Here is a 14375-nt window from a genome sequence, read left to right as displayed (position 1 = left end):
CGCCGAACTCCGACAGCGAGGGCAGCACCGCAGATGACGACCACCGAATCCCGGCCGACGGGACGCAAACCGGCCCAGCTCGTGGACATGTCGTGGGATCCGATCACCCGGATCATCGGCAACCTGGGCATCTACACGAAGATCGACTTCGCCAACCGGGAAGTCGCCGAGTGCCACAGCACCTCGTCGCTGTTCCGCGGCTACTCGGTGTTCATGAAGGGGAAGGACCCGCGCGACGCCGGGTTCATCACCTCGCGCATCTGCGGCATCTGCGGCGACAACCACACCACGTGTTCCAACTACGCCCAGCAGATGGCGTACGGCATCAAGCCGCCGCCGATGGCGGAGCACATCACCAACCTCGGCGAGGCGGCCGAGTACATGTTCGACCACACGATCTTCCAGGACAACCTGGTGTTCGTGGACTTCTGCGAGGCCATGGTCAAGGCCACCAACCCCGGTCTGCTGGCCCGCGCCGAGCGGACCGACGCCCCGCGCGGGGAGATCCACGGCTTCAGGACCATCGCCGACATCATGAAGGCGTTCAACCCCTTCGAGGGCGAGGTCTACAAGGAGGCGCTGCGCGTCAGCCGGGTCACCCGGGAGATGTTCTGCCTCATGGAGGGACGGCACGTCCACCCCTCCACGCTCTATCCGGGCGGTGTCGGCACGATGCCGCAGCCGAGCGTCTTCACGGACTACCTCAGCCGGCTGATGCACGTCATCGACTTCATCAAGAAGGCCGTCGCGATGAACGACGACGTCTTCGACTTCTTCTACGAGGCGCTGCCGGGCTACGAGGAGGTCGGCCGGCGCCGCGTCCTGCTCGGCTGCTGGGGCGCCTGGCAGGACCCGGCGGTCGTCGACTACCGCTACGCGTCGATGAACGAGTGGGGCAAGGCGATGTACGTCACCCCGGGCGTCATCGTCGACGGCGAGCTGGTCACCAACAACCTCATCGACATCAACCTGGGCATCCGCATCATGCTCGGCAGCTCGTACTACGACGACTGGGTCAACGAGCAGCCCTTCGTCACCCACGACCCGCTGGGCAACCCGGTCGACATGCGCCACCCGTGGAACCAGACGACCGTCCCGGTGCCGCAGAAGCGGGATTTCGAGGGGAACTACAGCTGGGTCATGAGCCCGCGCTGGTACCACAAGGAGACCGACAAGCACCTCGCGCTCGACACCGGCGGCGGCCCGCTCGCGCGGCTGTGGTCGACCGCCCTGAGCGGCCTGGTCGACACCCGGTACGTCAAGGCGGCGAACGGCAAGGTGCGCATCCAGCTCCCCAAGGGCGAGTCGCTCCCGGAGACCACGCTGGAGTGGTCCATCCCGAAGTGGAGCAACACCATCGAACGCGACCGCGCGCGGCCCTACTTCGTCGCGTACGCCGCCGCGATGGCCCTGCAGTTCCTGGAGGAGTCCATGGAGCTGATGCGCGCGGGCGAGACGAAGGTGTTCCAGGACTTCGAGGTCCCGGACGAGGCGATCGGCTGCGGCTTCCACGAGGCCGTGCGCGGGGTGCTCTCGCACCACCTGGTGATCAAGGACAAGAAGATCGCCAACTACCACCCGTACCCGCCGACCCCGTGGAACGCGAGCCCCCGCGACATCTACGGCACGCCGGGCCCGTACGAGGACGCGGTGCAGGGTCAGCCGATCTTCGAGGAGAACGGACCCGACGACTTCAAGGGCGTCGACATCATGCGCACCGTGCGCAGCTTCGACCCCTGTCTGCCGTGCGGCGTCCACATGTACATGGGCAAGGGCAGGACGCTGGACGTCGTGCACTCGCCCACCTACGGGGCGAACCATGGCTGAGGGTGCCCGCCTCGACGACCCGGCGGTGGAGGCGCGCCTGGCCCACCTCGACGACGTGCTGGGCGCCCTGGAGTCGGACTCCGGCGCCACCTCCCGCGAGGCACTGGGTGCGGTGGGGCTGCTCACCGAGGTCTACGGCGAGGCGCTGGCCCGCGTCCTGGACCGCGCGGACGACGCGCTGCGCGACCGCCTGGCCGAGGACGAACTGCTGGCGCATCTGCTGGTGCTGCACGGCATCCACCCCGAGCCGCCGGAGCGGCGGGCCGCCCGCGCGGTCGAGCGGCTGCGGCCGGCCGTGCGCAAGCGCGGCGGCGACCTGGAGTGGGAGGGCGTCGAGGGCGGTGTGGCGCGGGTGCGGGTGGACCCGGGCGGCGGTGGCTGCGGCTCCGGGTGCGGTTCGCACTCCCCCGACGTGGCCGAGGTGGTCCGCGCGGCGGTGCTGGCCGCCGCGCCCGAGCTGACGCGGGTGGAGGCGACCGCCCCCGAGCGGACCACCCCGCCCGCGTTCGTCCCGCTGGCCACGCTCACCCGCCGGGGCACGGCCCAGGGAGCGCGGTGAGCGGGGCGCTGGCCCGGGTCGTCCGCTCCGGCGCGGCCGCGGGGCGTACGGCGGCGGCCGAGGCGTGCGAGTTGTGCGCGGCGCCCGTGGCCGAGGAGCACGCGCATCTGTACGAGGCGGAGGCCGACGGGCTGCGCTGTGTGTGCGGCCCCTGTTCGGTGCTGTTCGCCGACGACGGCGCGGGCGGGGGCCGGTACCGGCTCGTGCCCCGCCGCCGGGTGCGGCTGGCCCCGGTCGACACGTCGGTCCTCGGGGTGCCGGTGGGGCTGGTGTTCTTCGTGCCCCGCTCCGACGGCTCGGTGACCGCCGAGGGGCCGAGTCCGGCCGGGGCGATGCGCTGGGAGATCGACGCGGCCGCCTGGCACAGACTGGCCGAGTCCGCTCCGCCGCTGGCCGGTATGACGCCCGACGTGGAGGCGCTGCTGATCAACACGGTGCGCGGACACGAGGAACACTGGATCGTACCGATCGACGACTGCTTCCGGATGGTCGCCCTGGTCCGCGAGGAGTGGCGGGGGCTGTCCGGCGGCGGCCGGGTCTGGCCGGCCGTCGAACGGTTCTTCACGGAGCTGACCGAGCGTTCGTGAAGCCCAGAGAGGAGACCGTCATGGGCAGGATCAGAGTGGGCCGCCCGCAGGTCAAACCGGACACGCCGACGCATGTGCCGGGCCTGCACCAGGGCAACGAGGGCCCCTACCAGGAGCAGATCGGGCACCACGAGGACGGCACCGCCGACGCGCGCCGCTCCACGGGGGTCCGAGTGAAGCGGCACGACGCGCTCCTCGACGTCATGCCGAACATTCCCCCGGGATGAGAGAGAGGCGAGTGAGTGCCATGAAGCACGTCGGAGTGAAGGACACGGCGGAGCCCCTGATCTCGGGGAAGCAGGTGCTGATCGCACAGGCCGCCCTGCTGGCCGGGCTGACGCTGCTCCTGCTCGTCAAGGAGGTCCCCGGCATGGTGCGGGAGCTGAAGATCTACCGGATGACCGGGGGCCTGGGCGCCGGTCACCGGTACCCGTGAGTCCGCCGTGCACGAACTGTCGATCGCGACCGCGATCGTGGAGCGCGCCGGGGAGATCGCCCGTGCCGACGGCGGCGGGGACGTCTCCTCGGTGACGGTCCGGGTCGGTGAGCTGGCCGGGGTGGTGCCGGACGCGCTGCGCTTCGCCTTCGAGGTGGCGCGCGACGGTACCGCCCTCTCCTCGGCCCGGCTCGTGGTGGAGCAGGTGACCGCGGTGGCCTGGTGCGGGGCGTGCGTCGAGGAGTTCACGGTGGGTATGCCGCCGTTCTTCTGGTGCCCGCGCTGCGACCGGCCCTCGCAGGATCTGCGCAGCGGACGGGAGTTGGAGATCACGGCGGTGGAGCCGGTGCCCTGAGACGCCGTACACGGAAGAGGGGCCCGCCGTTGTCCGGCGGGCCCCTCTTCGCGTTCCGCGGGGCGCCCGGGTGCCGCTTGGCCGCTCGTGTGCCGCGCTCAGCAGATGCGCGGCAACTGCTCCCCGAGCGGCAGGTCCAGGACCCGGGTGCCGCCGAGTCCCGTGGCGACGGTGACCATCCCGGGGTGTTCGGCCACGCACTCCCCGATCAGCGCGGCACCGGCGCCCTGCGGGTGGGCGCGCATCGCGGCGAGCACGGCGTCGGCGTGCTCGCGGGGCACGAAGGCGACGAGCCTGCCCTCGTTGGCGACGTAGAACGGGTCGAGGCCGAGGAACCCGCAGGCGTTGGCCACCTCGTCGGGCACGGGTACGGCCCGCTCGGTGAGCCGTACGCCGGTGCCGGAGGCGCGGGCGATCTCGTTGAGGGCGGCGCCGAGTCCGCCCCGGGTGGGGTCGCGCAGGACGTGCAGGTCCGGGGTGACGTCGAGCATGGCGCCGACGAGTCCGGCGAGCGGCGCGGTGTCGGAGGCGATCTCGACGCCGAACTCCAGACCCTCGCGCACGCTCATCACGGCCACTCCGTGGAGCCCGACGGGTCCACTGACGATCACCGCGTCGCCGGGGCGGGCGCGCTGGGGGCGGATGTCGACGCCGTCGGGAACGAGGCCGACCCCGGCGGTGGTGACGTAGACCCCGTCACCGTGTCCGGACTCGACCACCTTGGTGTCGCCGGTGGCGACGGTGACCCCGGCCGCCTCGGCGGCGCTGCCGACGGCGCGGGCGATGCGTGCGACGACGTCGAGCGCGACGCCCTCCTCCAGGACGAACGCGGTGGACAGATAAGCCGGTTGGGCCCCGCTCATCGCGAGGTCGTTGACGGTGCCGTTGACCGCGAGGTCGCCGAGGCAGCCGCCGGGGAAGAACAGCGGGCGCACCACATAGGAGTCGGTGGAGAACGCGAGCCGCGCGCCGCCCAGTTGGAGGACGGCGGAGTCGGTGAGCGCGGCCAGGACGGGGTTGCCGTAGGCCGGGGCGAAGACCTGCTCCATCAGTTCGGCGGAGAGGGCGCCGCCTCCGCCGTGGCCCATGACGACGACGCCCTGGTCGCGCAGGGGGGCGGGGCAGGACCAGTTGGCGGGGTCGACGGGTGTTTCCGCGGCGAGGTCAGCCAACGGGGTTCGTCTCCTCTCGGGGGATGCGGGAGCCGGGCGGCACCGGGGCGCCGGCCATCCGCCGGTACAGGTAGTACGCGGCGCAGGCGCCCTCGCTGGAGACCATGGTGGCGCCCAGCGGCGTGCGCGGGGTGCAAAGGGTGCCGAAGGCCTCGCACTCGGTGGGCTTGATGAGTCCCTGGAGGACCTCTCCGGCCCGGCAGACGGCGGGTTCCTCGGTGCGGATGCCGGTGACGTCGAAGCGGTGCTCGGCGTCGTACGCGCGAAACGCCTCGGACAGCCGCCAGCCGCTGGCCGGGATGCGGCCGATGCCACGCCAGTTGCGGTCGGTGACCTCGAAAACTTCCTCGATCATGCGCCGGGCGGCGGGGTTGCCCTCCTCGCGCACGGCGCGGGCGTAGGCGTTCTCCACCCGGTGCTCGCCGCGCTCCAGTTGGTGGACGGCGCGCCGGATGCCCTCCAGGATGTCGAGGGGTTCGAAGCCCGTGACGACCATCGGCACCTTGTGCCGCGCGGCCAGTACCGGATACTCCTCGGTGCCCATCACGCTGCACACGTGCCCGGCCGCGAGGAAGCCCTGCACCCGGCACTCGGGTGCGGTCATGATCGCCTCGACGGCCGGGGGGACGCGCACATGGGAGACCAGCAGGCTGAAGTTGTCCAGACCGAGGCGGCGGGCCTGGTGGACGGCCATGGCGTTGGCGGGCGCGGTGGTCTCGAACCCGATGGCGAAGAACACCACTTGGCGGTCGGGATTGCGGCGCGCGAGGTCGAGGGCGTCGAGCGGGGAGTAGACCACGCGCACGTCGCCGCCCTCGCCCTTGACGCGGAACAGGTCGCGGTCGGTGCCGGGCACGCGCAGCATGTCGCCGAAGGAACAGAAGACGACGTCCGGGCGGGCGGCGATGGCGAGCGCCTTGTCGATGACGTCGAGCGGGGTGACGCACACCGGACAGCCCGGACCGTGGATCAACTCGACTTTTTCGGGGAGGAGTTGGTCGATGCCGTGCCGGATGATGGAGTGGGTCTGGCCGCCGCAGACCTCCATCAGGGCCCAGGGGCGGGTGGCGGTGGCGCGGATCTCGTCCAGCAGGCGGCGGGCCAGCGCCGGGTCGTTGAACTCCTCGATGTACTTCACCGGTTCTCGCTCCCGCTTCCCTGCCGCTCCGCCTGCTCCCAGGCATCGCCGAACTCCTCCTCCAACAGGCCGAGTTGCTCGAAGAGTTCGAGCGAGGCCCGCGCGGACTCCTCGTCGAGCTTCTGGAGGGCGAAGCCGACGTGGACGATGACGTACTCCCCCACCTGGACGTCGGGCAGGTACTCCAGACACGCCTGTTTGCGCACCCCGCCGAAGTCGATCAGCCCGGTGCGCGGGTCGGCGCCATCGTCGATGGCCACGACCTTGCCGGGCACTGCAAGACACATGGGTCACTCCGTCTCGTCGTCGTGTGCCGAGCCGCGGGTCAGCGGGCTCGTCATGGCCGTGCCGTGTGCGCGGCGACCATGAGCTGTCCGAGCGCCAGTCCGCCGTCACCCGGCGGCACCTCGCCGTGGCGCAGGACGGTGAAGCCGTCCGCCGCGAGCAGGGCGGCGCTCTCCTGCTCCAGCAGGGCGTTGGCGAAGACGCCCCCGGTGAGGGCCGTGGTGGTCACCCCGGTGGCGGTACGGACGCGGCGGCACACCTCGGCGACCGCGCGGGCCACGCCCCGGTGGAAGCGGGCCGCCATGACCGGCGCGGGGACACCCCGGCGCACGTCCTCGACCAGGGCGCCGAGCAGCGGCGCGGGGTCCATCCGCCAGCCGTCCGGCGGGCCCGCCGTGAAGCCGAAGGGGTACGCCACCGCATCCGCGTCACGGGCCCTGGTCGCGAGCGCCTCCAGCTCCAGCGCGGCCTGTGCCTCGTGTCCGGCGCGGTGGCAGGCGCCGACGAGCGAGGAGACGGCGTCGAAGAGGCGGCCCATGCTGGAGGTGGGCACGCAGTTCACCTGACGGGTCAACTGCTGTCTGAGCACGGCGAGTTCGTCCGGTGTACAGGCCAGGACGCTCGGCAGGTCGGGCGTCCACTCCAGGCCCGCCGCCCACAGCCGGGCCAGCGCGAGGCGGCAGGGGTTGGCCACGCCCGCGTCGCCGCCGGGCAGCGGGGCCGGGGCGAGGTGGGCCAGGCGGCGGTGTCCGGTGTAGTCGGCGAGCAGGATCTCACCGCCCCACACGGTGCCGTCCTCGCCGTACCCGGTGCCGTCGAAGGCGACGCCGATGACGGGGGCGGTGCCGTCGTGGCCGTGTTCGGCCATGGCGGAGGCGACATGGGCGTGGTGGTGCTGGACCAACACCGGCTCGGGCAGGGCGGCTTCGGCGGCGCGGCGGCGGCCCCACGCGGTGGAGTGGTAGCCGGGGTGCCGGTCGGCGGCGACGAGCGTCGGGGTGACACCGGTCAGCGTCGCGAGGTGGGTCTCGGCGCGGCGGGCGGCCTCCAGGGTGGCCAGGTCGCCCATGTCCCCGATGTGCGGGCCGAACCACGCCTGGTCGTTCTCGCCGAGGCAGAGGGTGTTCTTCAGGTCGCCGCCGACCGCGAGCGCGGGCCGCACGGGCACCGGGAGGGTCAGCGGGCGCGGGACGTATCCGCGCGAGCGGCGCAGGACCTGGGTGCTGCCGTCGGCGCGCACCCGCAGCAGGGAGTCGTCGCAGGGCGAGGCGATGGGCCGGTCGTGGGTGAGCCAGGCGTCGGCCAGTCCGGCGAGCCGGATCAGCGCCTCGGCGTCGTCGGTGACGATGGGCTCGCCGGAGCGGTTGCCGCTGGTCATGACGAGGGCGCGCGGTCCCGGCGGATCGCCGGGGAGCCCGAACAGCAGGGTGTGCACGGGGGTGTAGGGCAGCAGGACGCCGACGTGCGGGCTGCCGGGGCACACCCCGTCGGCGAGGCGGAGCCGGTCGCCCGAGGTCCGCGCGCGCAGCAGGACGATGGGGCGCGCCGGGTCGGTGAGCGCGGCGCGTTCGGCGTCGGAGAGCACCGCGAGGCGTTCGGCGGTGGCGAGGTCGGCGCACATGACCGCGAACGCCTTTCCGCCGCGCTCCTTGCGGCGGCGCAGGGTGGCGACCGCCTCGGCATCGGTGGCGTCGCAGGCGAGGTGGTAGCCGCCTGCGCCCTTGACGGCGACGGTGCGGCCCGCGCCGAGCAGTTCGCGTGCCCCGGCGAGGGCGTCGGCGCCGCGCGCGGGGCGGACCGGGGTGCCGGGAGCCGGAAGCAGGGTCAGCCCTGGGCCGCAGTCGGGGCAGGCGACGGGCTGGGCGTGGAAGCGCCGGTCGGCGGGGTCGCCGTACTCGCGGGCGCAGGCCGGGCACATCGGGAAGCCGGCCATGGTGGTGGTGGCGCGGTCGTAGGGCATCGCGGTGGCGATGGTGAAGCGGGGGCCGCAGTGGGTGCAGGTGGCGAAGGGGTGCCGGTGGCGGCGGTCGGCGGGGTCGGCGATCTCGCGCAGGCAGTCGGCGCAGGTGGCGGTGTCGGGCGGCAGCTGGGTGCGGCCCTCGGCGGAGCCGGTGGCGCGGATGGTGAACGGTCCGGGGACCCCGGTGACGGGCAGGTCCTCGTGGCCGATGCCGGTCACCCGGGCGAGCGGGGGCGGCTGTTCGGCCAGCAGGGCGCAGAACCGGACGACGCCGTCCTCGGGGCCCTCGACCTCGATGACGACCCCGTCGCCGGTGTTGCTCACGTGACCGGCGAGCGCGAGGCCGTCGGCGAGCCGGTGCACATGGGGCCGGAAGCCGACGCCCTGGACCGTGCCGCGCACGGTGAGGCGTCGGCGGACCGTACCGGTCGCCGGGGCGGTCATGAACGGGGCGCGGCGGCGGTGGCGGGACCGTGGCCGTGTGCAGCGCCGTGTGCGTGGCTGTGGCTGCGCTCCGCGCCGGGGCCGTGGCTATGGCTGTGACCGTGCGGACCGGGTGCCAGGGGCGGCTGGTGGAGCACCGCGTCGGGCGCCGAGAGCACGTACTCGAGGAGCGTGTCCGCCCCGTCCCCGTTCCGGGCGCACGAGGGGACGATCTCCACCCCCGGGTTGACCCGGTGGACGTTCGCGCGGAAGGCGTCCTCGTCGAAGCCGGCCGGTTCCGCGAGGTCGGTCTTGGTGATGACGACGAGATGGGCGGAGCCGAAGGCGGTGGGGTACTTCAGCGGTTTGTCCTCGCCCTCGGTGACGGCCATGAGGGCGATGCGCAGGGTTTCGCCCAGGTCGTAGGAGGCGGGACAGACGAGGTTGCCGACGTTCTCGACGAAGAGCGCGCGGGTGTCCGGCGGCAGCCAGCCGGTGAGCCGGTCGCGGACCTGGGCGGCCTCCAGGTGGCACAGCCCGTCGGTGAGGAGCTGCTGCACGGGGGCACCGGAGCGGGCGAGGCGTACGGCGTCGTTCTCGGTGGCGAGGTCGGCGGTGAGGGCGGCGACCGGGACACCCCGTTCGACGGCGCGGGCCAGGACGCGGCCGAGGAGTTCGGTCTTGCCGCTGCCGGGGCTGGAGAGCAGGTTGACGACGGTGACGCCCTGCCGGGCGAGGTCGTCGCGCAGACGCGCGGCGAGGTCGTCGTTCTTGGCCAGGACGGCCTGTCTGAGATCGGCCTCGCACATTGCGCAGCTCCTCGGGTGGCGGGAAGAACAATCGCCGGGCCGTGTCGGGCACGGCCCGGGCTCTCACCGATCTTCGGCGCCGTCGGCCGCGAGGGCGGGCAGCGCAGCCGCGTGCGGGGGCCCGGATTCCATCGGGCGGCCCAACGGGGGCGCGGGTGCGGCGGGGTCGGCCAGCAGGACGGGCACGAGGACGTGCAGGGCGTCGACGGCCCGGCCGACGGCCTCGCGCACGGGCTCGCTGAGGCCGGGGGCGATGTCCTCGTCGCCGCGCGGCAGTACGGCGGGCTCGCAGGCGAGGACGAGGACGCGGGGCAGGGGTTCGTCGCCGAGGTGGGCGGCGAGGGCGAGCACCTTCTGCGGGTCCATGCCGTGCGCCTCGGGCACGGTGGCGGCGTCGGGGGGCTCGGCTTCGATCAGGGACAGGGTGCCGGGGTGCTGGTCGCGGTGCGCGGTGTCGACCAGGACGGCGGTCGCGCAGCCGTCGAGCAGGGTGTAGGCGAGGTCCATGCCCCGGATGCCGAAGTCCCGCACGGTGACCCCGGCGGGCAGCGGGCGCTGTTCCAGGGCGCGGATCACCTCGGGGCCGAAGGCGTCGTCGCCGAGGAAGATGTTGCCGACCCCGGCCACGAGCAGTCTCTCGGTGCCGCCGCTCACGGCGCCTCCCCGGTGCCGGTGGCGAGCGGTCGCACGGAGGCCGAGGGCTGCTTGCGGACGAAAGCGGAGCGCAGCGCGTGGTAGGGCGCGGTGGGGTCGTCGAACAGGGCGTGCATACGGGCGAGTTCGTCGCGCCGGTACTCCGCGAGCGGGCGCCGCTCCTCGTCGGCGCGGCGGGCTGCGGCCTTGGCGGTGATGCGGGCGGCGAGGCCGGGGCTCGCGGCGAGGTCGGCGGCCATCGTCGCGACGGTGGGGGCGAACTCACCGGCTCCGACGGGCACGAGGCGGTCCACGAGGCCGAGCCGGGCGGCGTGTTCGGCGCCGACCGGCAGGGCTTCGGTGGTCAGGCGGTGCGCGGTGGCTTCGCCGACGCGGCGCGGGAGGCTGTAGGTCCAGTACTCGGAGCCGTAGAGGCCCATCCGCCGGTAGTGCGGGTTGAGGACGGCGCCGGTGCGGCACCACACCTCGTCGGCGGCGAGGGCGAGCATGGCGCCTCCGGCGGCGGCGTTCCCGGCGAGCGCGGCGACGACCAGCCGGTCGGTGGTGCGCAGGACGGCCTCCACCAGGTCGTCCATGGCACCGAGGTTGTCCCGGGACTCCGCGCCGGGGTCGGCGGCGCCCTCGATGACGTTGAGGTGGATGCCGTTGGAGAAGAAGTCGCGGGAGCCGCCGAGGACCAGCACCGGGGTGGGCCGGGCGAGGGCGTACTCGTAGGCGGCGAGCAGGCGGCGGCACTGGTCGGTGCTCATGGCGCCGCCGGGGAAGGCGAAGCTCAGGAAGCCGGTGTCGCCGCGCTGCCGGTAGCGGATGTCGGTCCAGGTGCGCCGGTCGCCGGGGAGTTCGAGGGGGACGGTCGACTCGGGGAGCGCGGCCGCGTACCCGGGGTCCCAGGAGGCGAGGACGGTGGCGGCGGGGCGCCGGAAGGGTGCCGGGTCGCCGCTGCTCCTGCGCGGGCGCAGCTCGGGGATCCACACGGCGCCGTCGCGGGTGGCGCGGCAGACGGCGCCGTTACGGGTGGCGATCAAGTCGCCGGGGCGGCCGCGTAGTTGGTCCTCGGGGTGGCCGCCGTGCAGGAAGACCTCGCGGCCGAGGAGTTCGTCGAGGACGCCGGGCTGGGAGTCGGCGCCGCGCAGTTTGCGCAGCACGGTCGCGGTGTCGTCGCGCTCCCAGTCGATGCGGCGGCGGTCCTGGCGGAAGTAGTCGCGCCAGACCACGGCGGGCCAGTCGCCGGTCTGCGGGCGGGGCTTGTAGGAACCCTCGGCGTAGCGGCGGACGGCGAGGCGTACGGCGGCCGCGGCGGCGTCGGCGGCTTCGTTGCGGTAGAGGTCGCTCTTGCCGACGGGGGGCACGGGGAAGGACTCCGAGGCCCAGATGGCGCCCGCGTCCATGGCGGCCTCGGCCTGGAGGACGGTCACGCCCCAGTGCGTCGCGTCCTCGGCGATCGCCCAGTCGAGCGAGGAGGGGCCACGGTCGCCGGGGGGTCCGGGGTGCACGATCAGACAGGTGTGCTCCCGCCACAGGTCCTCGGGGAGGGCGCTCTTCAGCATGGGTGCGACGATCAGCTCGGGGCGCGTCTCGCGGACGGCGGCGCGGACCGGTTCGGGGCCGTGGGTGGCCAGGACGACGTCCACTGTGTGGCCCTGATCGGACAGTTCCGCGTAGACCCGTTGACAGAGGCTGTTGAACGCGCTGGCGACCAGCAAAATGTCCATGCGACGATATGTTCGTCCATTTTCCCGATGCGGTGAAGAACCGGTTCGGCGTTTCTCCCGGCTCCGGAGAACGGGGTCCGAATTCACCGGAAAACATGGGGAAATCTCATTCGATTTTCGCGTCTTTGCGCTAATCCGACGGCTCTCCGGCGGCCTGGATGCGCGGCCGGTGCGGCGACCCGACGGCGCGGGAGCGGCGGCGCACCGCCTCGGCGCACCCAGGCGCGTTGCAGGTCTGGTTTCTCCTGCTTTGCCCTTACCTTTCTCTAGATGTGACCGAGGGCTCGGTGGGCACGGAGGCGAGGCGGGCGCGTGGTGGGCGGTGCGGGGTGGTGGTGGCGACGGCACGGGAAGTCCGGTCACCCGGCGCACGACCCGGCGCCCGGCGCCCGGTCCGCCTCCCCCACCGTGCGACTGCCCTCCCACTCACGGGTCGCGCCGAAGGTCTCGGCGGCCGAACTGACGGTCCCCTGGCTGCGGATCGCCGCCGCCTACGCCTGGCGCCTCATCCTGGTCGGCATCGCGGTCTACGGCGTCTTCGGCGTCCTGGGGCGCTTCCAGCTCATCGCGGTGGCGCTGTTCCTCGCGCTGGTCATCACCTCGGTGCTGCGCCCGGTCGCGGATCTGCTGGACCGGTGGATGCCGCGCCCGCTGGCCGTCGCGCTCGCCATGGTGGGCAGCCTGTGTCTGCTGCTGGGGCTGCTGGCGCTGGTGGGCAACGCGGTGGCCGGGGAGTCCACGCAGTTGGGCAGCGAGTTCCGGGGCGGCGTGCACCGCATCGAGGACTGGCTGCGGCGTCCGCCGTTCCGGCTGGGCCAGGACCGGCTGAACGCGCTCCAGGGGGAGGTGACGCGGTATCTGTCGACGCACCGGGCCGCGCTGCTGAGCAGTGCGGTGGCCGGTATCGGGCGGTTCGTGGAGGTCGTGACGGGCGGGGCGCTCGCCCTGTTCGCCTCCGCCTTCTTCATCCATTCCGGGGACCGGCTGTGGGAGTGGGTGCGCGACCGGCTGCTGCCGCGCGGGGCGCGCACGGTGTGGGACCGCGCGGGCCGGGCGGCGTGGGGGACGTTCGCCGGGTACACGCGCGGCATCATCATCGTGGCCGGCACCAACGCCGTGCTGGTCGGCATCGCGCTGTTCGCGCTGCGGGTGCCGCTCGCGCTGCCGCTGACGCTCCTGGAGTTCTTCGCCGCGTTCGTGCCGCTGGTGGGCTCGCCGGTGGCGCTCGGCGTGGCCACGGTGGTCGCCCTGGCCACCCGGGGTCCGCTCACGGCGATCGCGGTGCTGGTGCTCATCGTCGTGATCGGCCAGCTGGAAGGCCATGTGCTGCATCCGCTGGTGATGAGCTGGGCGGTGCGGCTGCATCCGCTGGTCGTGGCCGTGTCGGTCATCGCGGGGAGCATCGTGGCGGGGGTGATCGGCGCGGTCGTGGCCGTGCCGTTCGTCTCGGTGGTCTGGGCGGTGCTGAGCACCCTGCGCGGACCGCCCGCGACCAAGCCGCCCCGGACGCCCTGACCGGCCGGGACGCGACGCGTCCCGGCCGGTCGGCGAGGTGGGTCGGGTGACTCGGGTGACGTGGGGTGAGGCCCGGTCAGCCCGCCGCGAAGGACCGCAGCTTGGTGGTCGAGCCGTTGAACTTGTCGTGGTCGCCGACCGTCCGGCCGGTCGAGGTGTACTGCCACATGGTGTACGACGACCAGCCGGCCGGGAGGGTGCCCGCGGAGGAGGCGTAGCGCGCGATCCACAGGGGGCTGGCGCCGAAGCCGGAGTAGTTGCCGGTGCACTCGTTCCACCAGGCGGTGGCGGTGTAGAGGACGGCGTGCCGGCCGGTGCGGGCCTTGTAGCGGTTCAGGAAGTCGCGGATCCAGCTCACCATGCCGCTCTTGGACTTGCCGTAGCAGGAGGCGCCGTAGGGGTTCCACTCGATGTCGAGCACCCCGGGCAGGGTCCGGCCGTCGGCCGACCAGCCGCCGCCGTGGTCGACGAAGTAGTCGGCCTGGGCCTTGCCGCTGGTGGTGTCGGGGGTCGCGAAGTGGTACGAGCCGCGGACCATGCCCGCGCTGTAGGGACCGTTGTACTGCTGGGCGAAATAGGGGTTCTGGTAGTACGTCCCCTCCGTCGCCTTGGTGTAGGCCCAGCGGGTGCCCGCGTTCCACAGGGTGGTCCACGCGACGTTGCGCTGGTGGCTGGAGACGTCCACGCCCTCGGTGTGGGTCCCCCGGGGCGCCAGGGAGCGGTCCTCGGACCACGCGGCGCCCCGTTCGTGGGCGCGGACGCCCACGCCCATGTAGGCGCTGCCCCGCGGAAGGACGCCCCGCCCGGAGTCGGACACGGCGGCGGGGGGCGACAGGAAGAGGAGGAGGCCGGAGAGGACGCCCGTGAGGCACAGGCGTGAGCTGCGGCCGCGGAGGAGGTGTATGTCGCTTCGCACGAGGTCCATCTGACCCGGCATCGGGGC

The 14375-nt window shown here is 73.2% G+C and carries 15 protein-coding genes; 7 read left to right on the top strand and 8 right to left on the bottom strand.

Annotation, left to right across the window (positions count from 1 at the left end):
* Positions 1-33 precede the first annotated feature (33 nt).
* From ACWEEU_RS07695 to hypA, 6 genes are read left to right on the top strand one after another with little or no spacing between them, the layout of a single operon-like run.
* Positions 34-1827 (top strand): nickel-dependent hydrogenase large subunit, encoded by a 1794-nt coding sequence (locus ACWEEU_RS07695; RefSeq protein ID WP_451729667.1) that lies wholly within the window; start codon positions 34-36, stop codon positions 1825-1827.
* Entirely contained in the window at positions 1820-2386 is a 567-nt protein-coding gene (locus ACWEEU_RS07690) for a NifU family protein (protein WP_451729664.1), read from the top strand. Before ACWEEU_RS07695 ends, ACWEEU_RS07690 begins: the two co-directional genes overlap by 8 nt.
* Positions 2383-2973, top strand: coding sequence for a DUF5947 family protein (locus ACWEEU_RS07685; protein WP_385745362.1), 591 nt, complete (start codon positions 2383-2385; stop codon positions 2971-2973). The genes ACWEEU_RS07690 and ACWEEU_RS07685 overlap by 4 nt, the downstream gene beginning before the upstream one ends.
* Positions 2974-2993: 20 nt before the next feature.
* Positions 2994-3200 carry a hypothetical protein gene (locus tag ACWEEU_RS07680; RefSeq protein ID WP_385745364.1) on the top strand — a complete coding sequence of 69 codons (207 nt, stop codon included), beginning with the start codon at positions 2994-2996 and terminating at the stop codon, positions 3198-3200.
* Between the two features lie 20 nt (positions 3201-3220).
* Entirely contained in the window at positions 3221-3409 is a 189-nt protein-coding gene (locus tag ACWEEU_RS07675) for a hypothetical protein (protein ID WP_385745366.1), read from the top strand.
* Positions 3410-3416: 7 nt separating this feature from the next.
* The gene (hypA, locus tag ACWEEU_RS07670) at positions 3417-3764 is read left to right on the top strand and encodes a hydrogenase maturation nickel metallochaperone HypA (RefSeq protein ID WP_385745368.1); all 348 of its coding nucleotides are present in this window, start codon (positions 3417-3419) and stop codon (positions 3762-3764) included.
* Positions 3765-3862: 98 nt separating this feature from the next.
* On the opposite strand, the gene hypE is transcribed toward hypA, so the two are convergent.
* The 7 genes from hypE to ACWEEU_RS07635 all read right to left on the bottom strand — a co-directional run bounded on the left by hypE (position 3863) and on the right by ACWEEU_RS07635 (position 11917).
* Positions 3863-4852: a hydrogenase expression/formation protein HypE gene (gene hypE, locus ACWEEU_RS07665; protein WP_385745420.1), complete on the bottom strand. Its 990-nt coding sequence runs from the start codon at positions 4850-4852 to the stop codon at positions 3863-3865.
* Positions 4853-4928: 76 nt separating this feature from the next.
* A complete protein-coding gene (gene hypD / locus ACWEEU_RS07660; RefSeq protein ID WP_451729659.1) occupies positions 4929-6074 on the bottom strand; it encodes a hydrogenase formation protein HypD in 1146 nt (381 codons plus the stop codon).
* A complete protein-coding gene (locus tag ACWEEU_RS07655) occupies positions 6071-6361 on the bottom strand; it encodes a HypC/HybG/HupF family hydrogenase formation chaperone (protein WP_385730563.1) in 291 nt (96 codons plus the stop codon). Before ACWEEU_RS07655 ends, hypD begins: the two co-directional genes overlap by 4 nt.
* A gap of 50 nt (positions 6362-6411) precedes the next feature.
* Positions 6412-8763, bottom strand: a complete 2352-nt coding sequence (gene hypF / locus ACWEEU_RS07650; RefSeq protein ID WP_451729655.1) for a carbamoyltransferase HypF — start codon at positions 8761-8763, stop codon at positions 6412-6414.
* On the bottom strand, positions 8760-9551 hold the full coding sequence (hypB, locus tag ACWEEU_RS07645; RefSeq protein WP_451729652.1) for a hydrogenase nickel incorporation protein HypB: 792 nt from the start codon (positions 9549-9551) through the stop codon (positions 8760-8762). Before hypB ends, hypF begins: the two co-directional genes overlap by 4 nt.
* A 63-nt stretch (positions 9552-9614) precedes the next feature.
* A complete protein-coding gene (locus ACWEEU_RS07640; protein ID WP_385745376.1) occupies positions 9615-10205 on the bottom strand; it encodes a hydrogenase maturation protease in 591 nt (196 codons plus the stop codon).
* Entirely contained in the window at positions 10202-11917 is a 1716-nt protein-coding gene (locus ACWEEU_RS07635) for an enoyl-CoA hydratase-related protein (RefSeq protein WP_385745378.1), read from the bottom strand. The genes ACWEEU_RS07640 and ACWEEU_RS07635 overlap by 4 nt, the downstream gene beginning before the upstream one ends.
* Positions 11918-12325: 408 nt before the next feature.
* Between ACWEEU_RS07635 and ACWEEU_RS07630 the strand changes: the two genes are divergently transcribed.
* Positions 12326-13432: an AI-2E family transporter gene (locus ACWEEU_RS07630; RefSeq protein WP_451729647.1), complete on the top strand. Its 1107-nt coding sequence runs from the start codon at positions 12326-12328 to the stop codon at positions 13430-13432.
* 76 nt (positions 13433-13508) lie between these two features.
* Here ACWEEU_RS07630 and ACWEEU_RS07625 read toward each other — a convergent pair whose 3' ends face one another.
* Complete coding sequence (locus tag ACWEEU_RS07625) at positions 13509-14357, bottom strand: lysozyme (protein ID WP_385745381.1); 849 nt, start codon at positions 14355-14357, stop codon at positions 13509-13511.
* Between the last annotated feature and the right edge of the window lie 18 nt (positions 14358-14375).

This window comes from Streptomyces sp. NPDC005004, from assembly GCF_053600675.1.
The sequence above is the reverse complement of the archived record's forward strand: the minus strand, read 5'-3'. Positions and strand labels throughout refer to the sequence as shown.

Bases quoted from the DNA above. Each gene is read 5' to 3' on its own strand.
- ACWEEU_RS07695 (WP_451729667.1), top strand. From the start codon at position 34: ATGACGACCACCGAATCCCGGCCGACGGGACGCAAACCGGCCCAGCTC.
- ACWEEU_RS07690 (WP_451729664.1), top strand. From the start codon at position 1,820: ATGGCTGAGGGTGCCCGCCTCGACGACCCGGCGGTGGAGGCGCGCCTG.
- ACWEEU_RS07680 (WP_385745364.1), top strand. From the start codon at position 2,994: ATGGGCAGGATCAGAGTGGGCCGCCCGCAGGTCAAACCGGACACGCCG.
- ACWEEU_RS07675 (WP_385745366.1), top strand. From the start codon at position 3,221: ATGAAGCACGTCGGAGTGAAGGACACGGCGGAGCCCCTGATCTCGGGG.
- hypE (WP_385745420.1), bottom strand. From the start codon at position 4,852: ATGGGCCACGGCGGAGGCGGCGCCCTCTCCGCCGAACTGATGGAGCAG.
- ACWEEU_RS07655 (WP_385730563.1), bottom strand. From the start codon at position 6,361: ATGTGTCTTGCAGTGCCCGGCAAGGTCGTGGCCATCGACGATGGCGCC.
- hypF (WP_451729655.1), bottom strand. From the start codon at position 8,763: ATGACCGCCCCGGCGACCGGTACGGTCCGCCGACGCCTCACCGTGCGC.
- hypB (WP_451729652.1), bottom strand. From the start codon at position 9,551: ATGTGCGAGGCCGATCTCAGACAGGCCGTCCTGGCCAAGAACGACGAC.
- ACWEEU_RS07635 (WP_385745378.1), bottom strand. From the start codon at position 11,917: ATGGACATTTTGCTGGTCGCCAGCGCGTTCAACAGCCTCTGTCAACGG.
- ACWEEU_RS07625 (WP_385745381.1), bottom strand. From the start codon at position 14,357: ATGGACCTCGTGCGAAGCGACATACACCTCCTCCGCGGCCGCAGCTCA.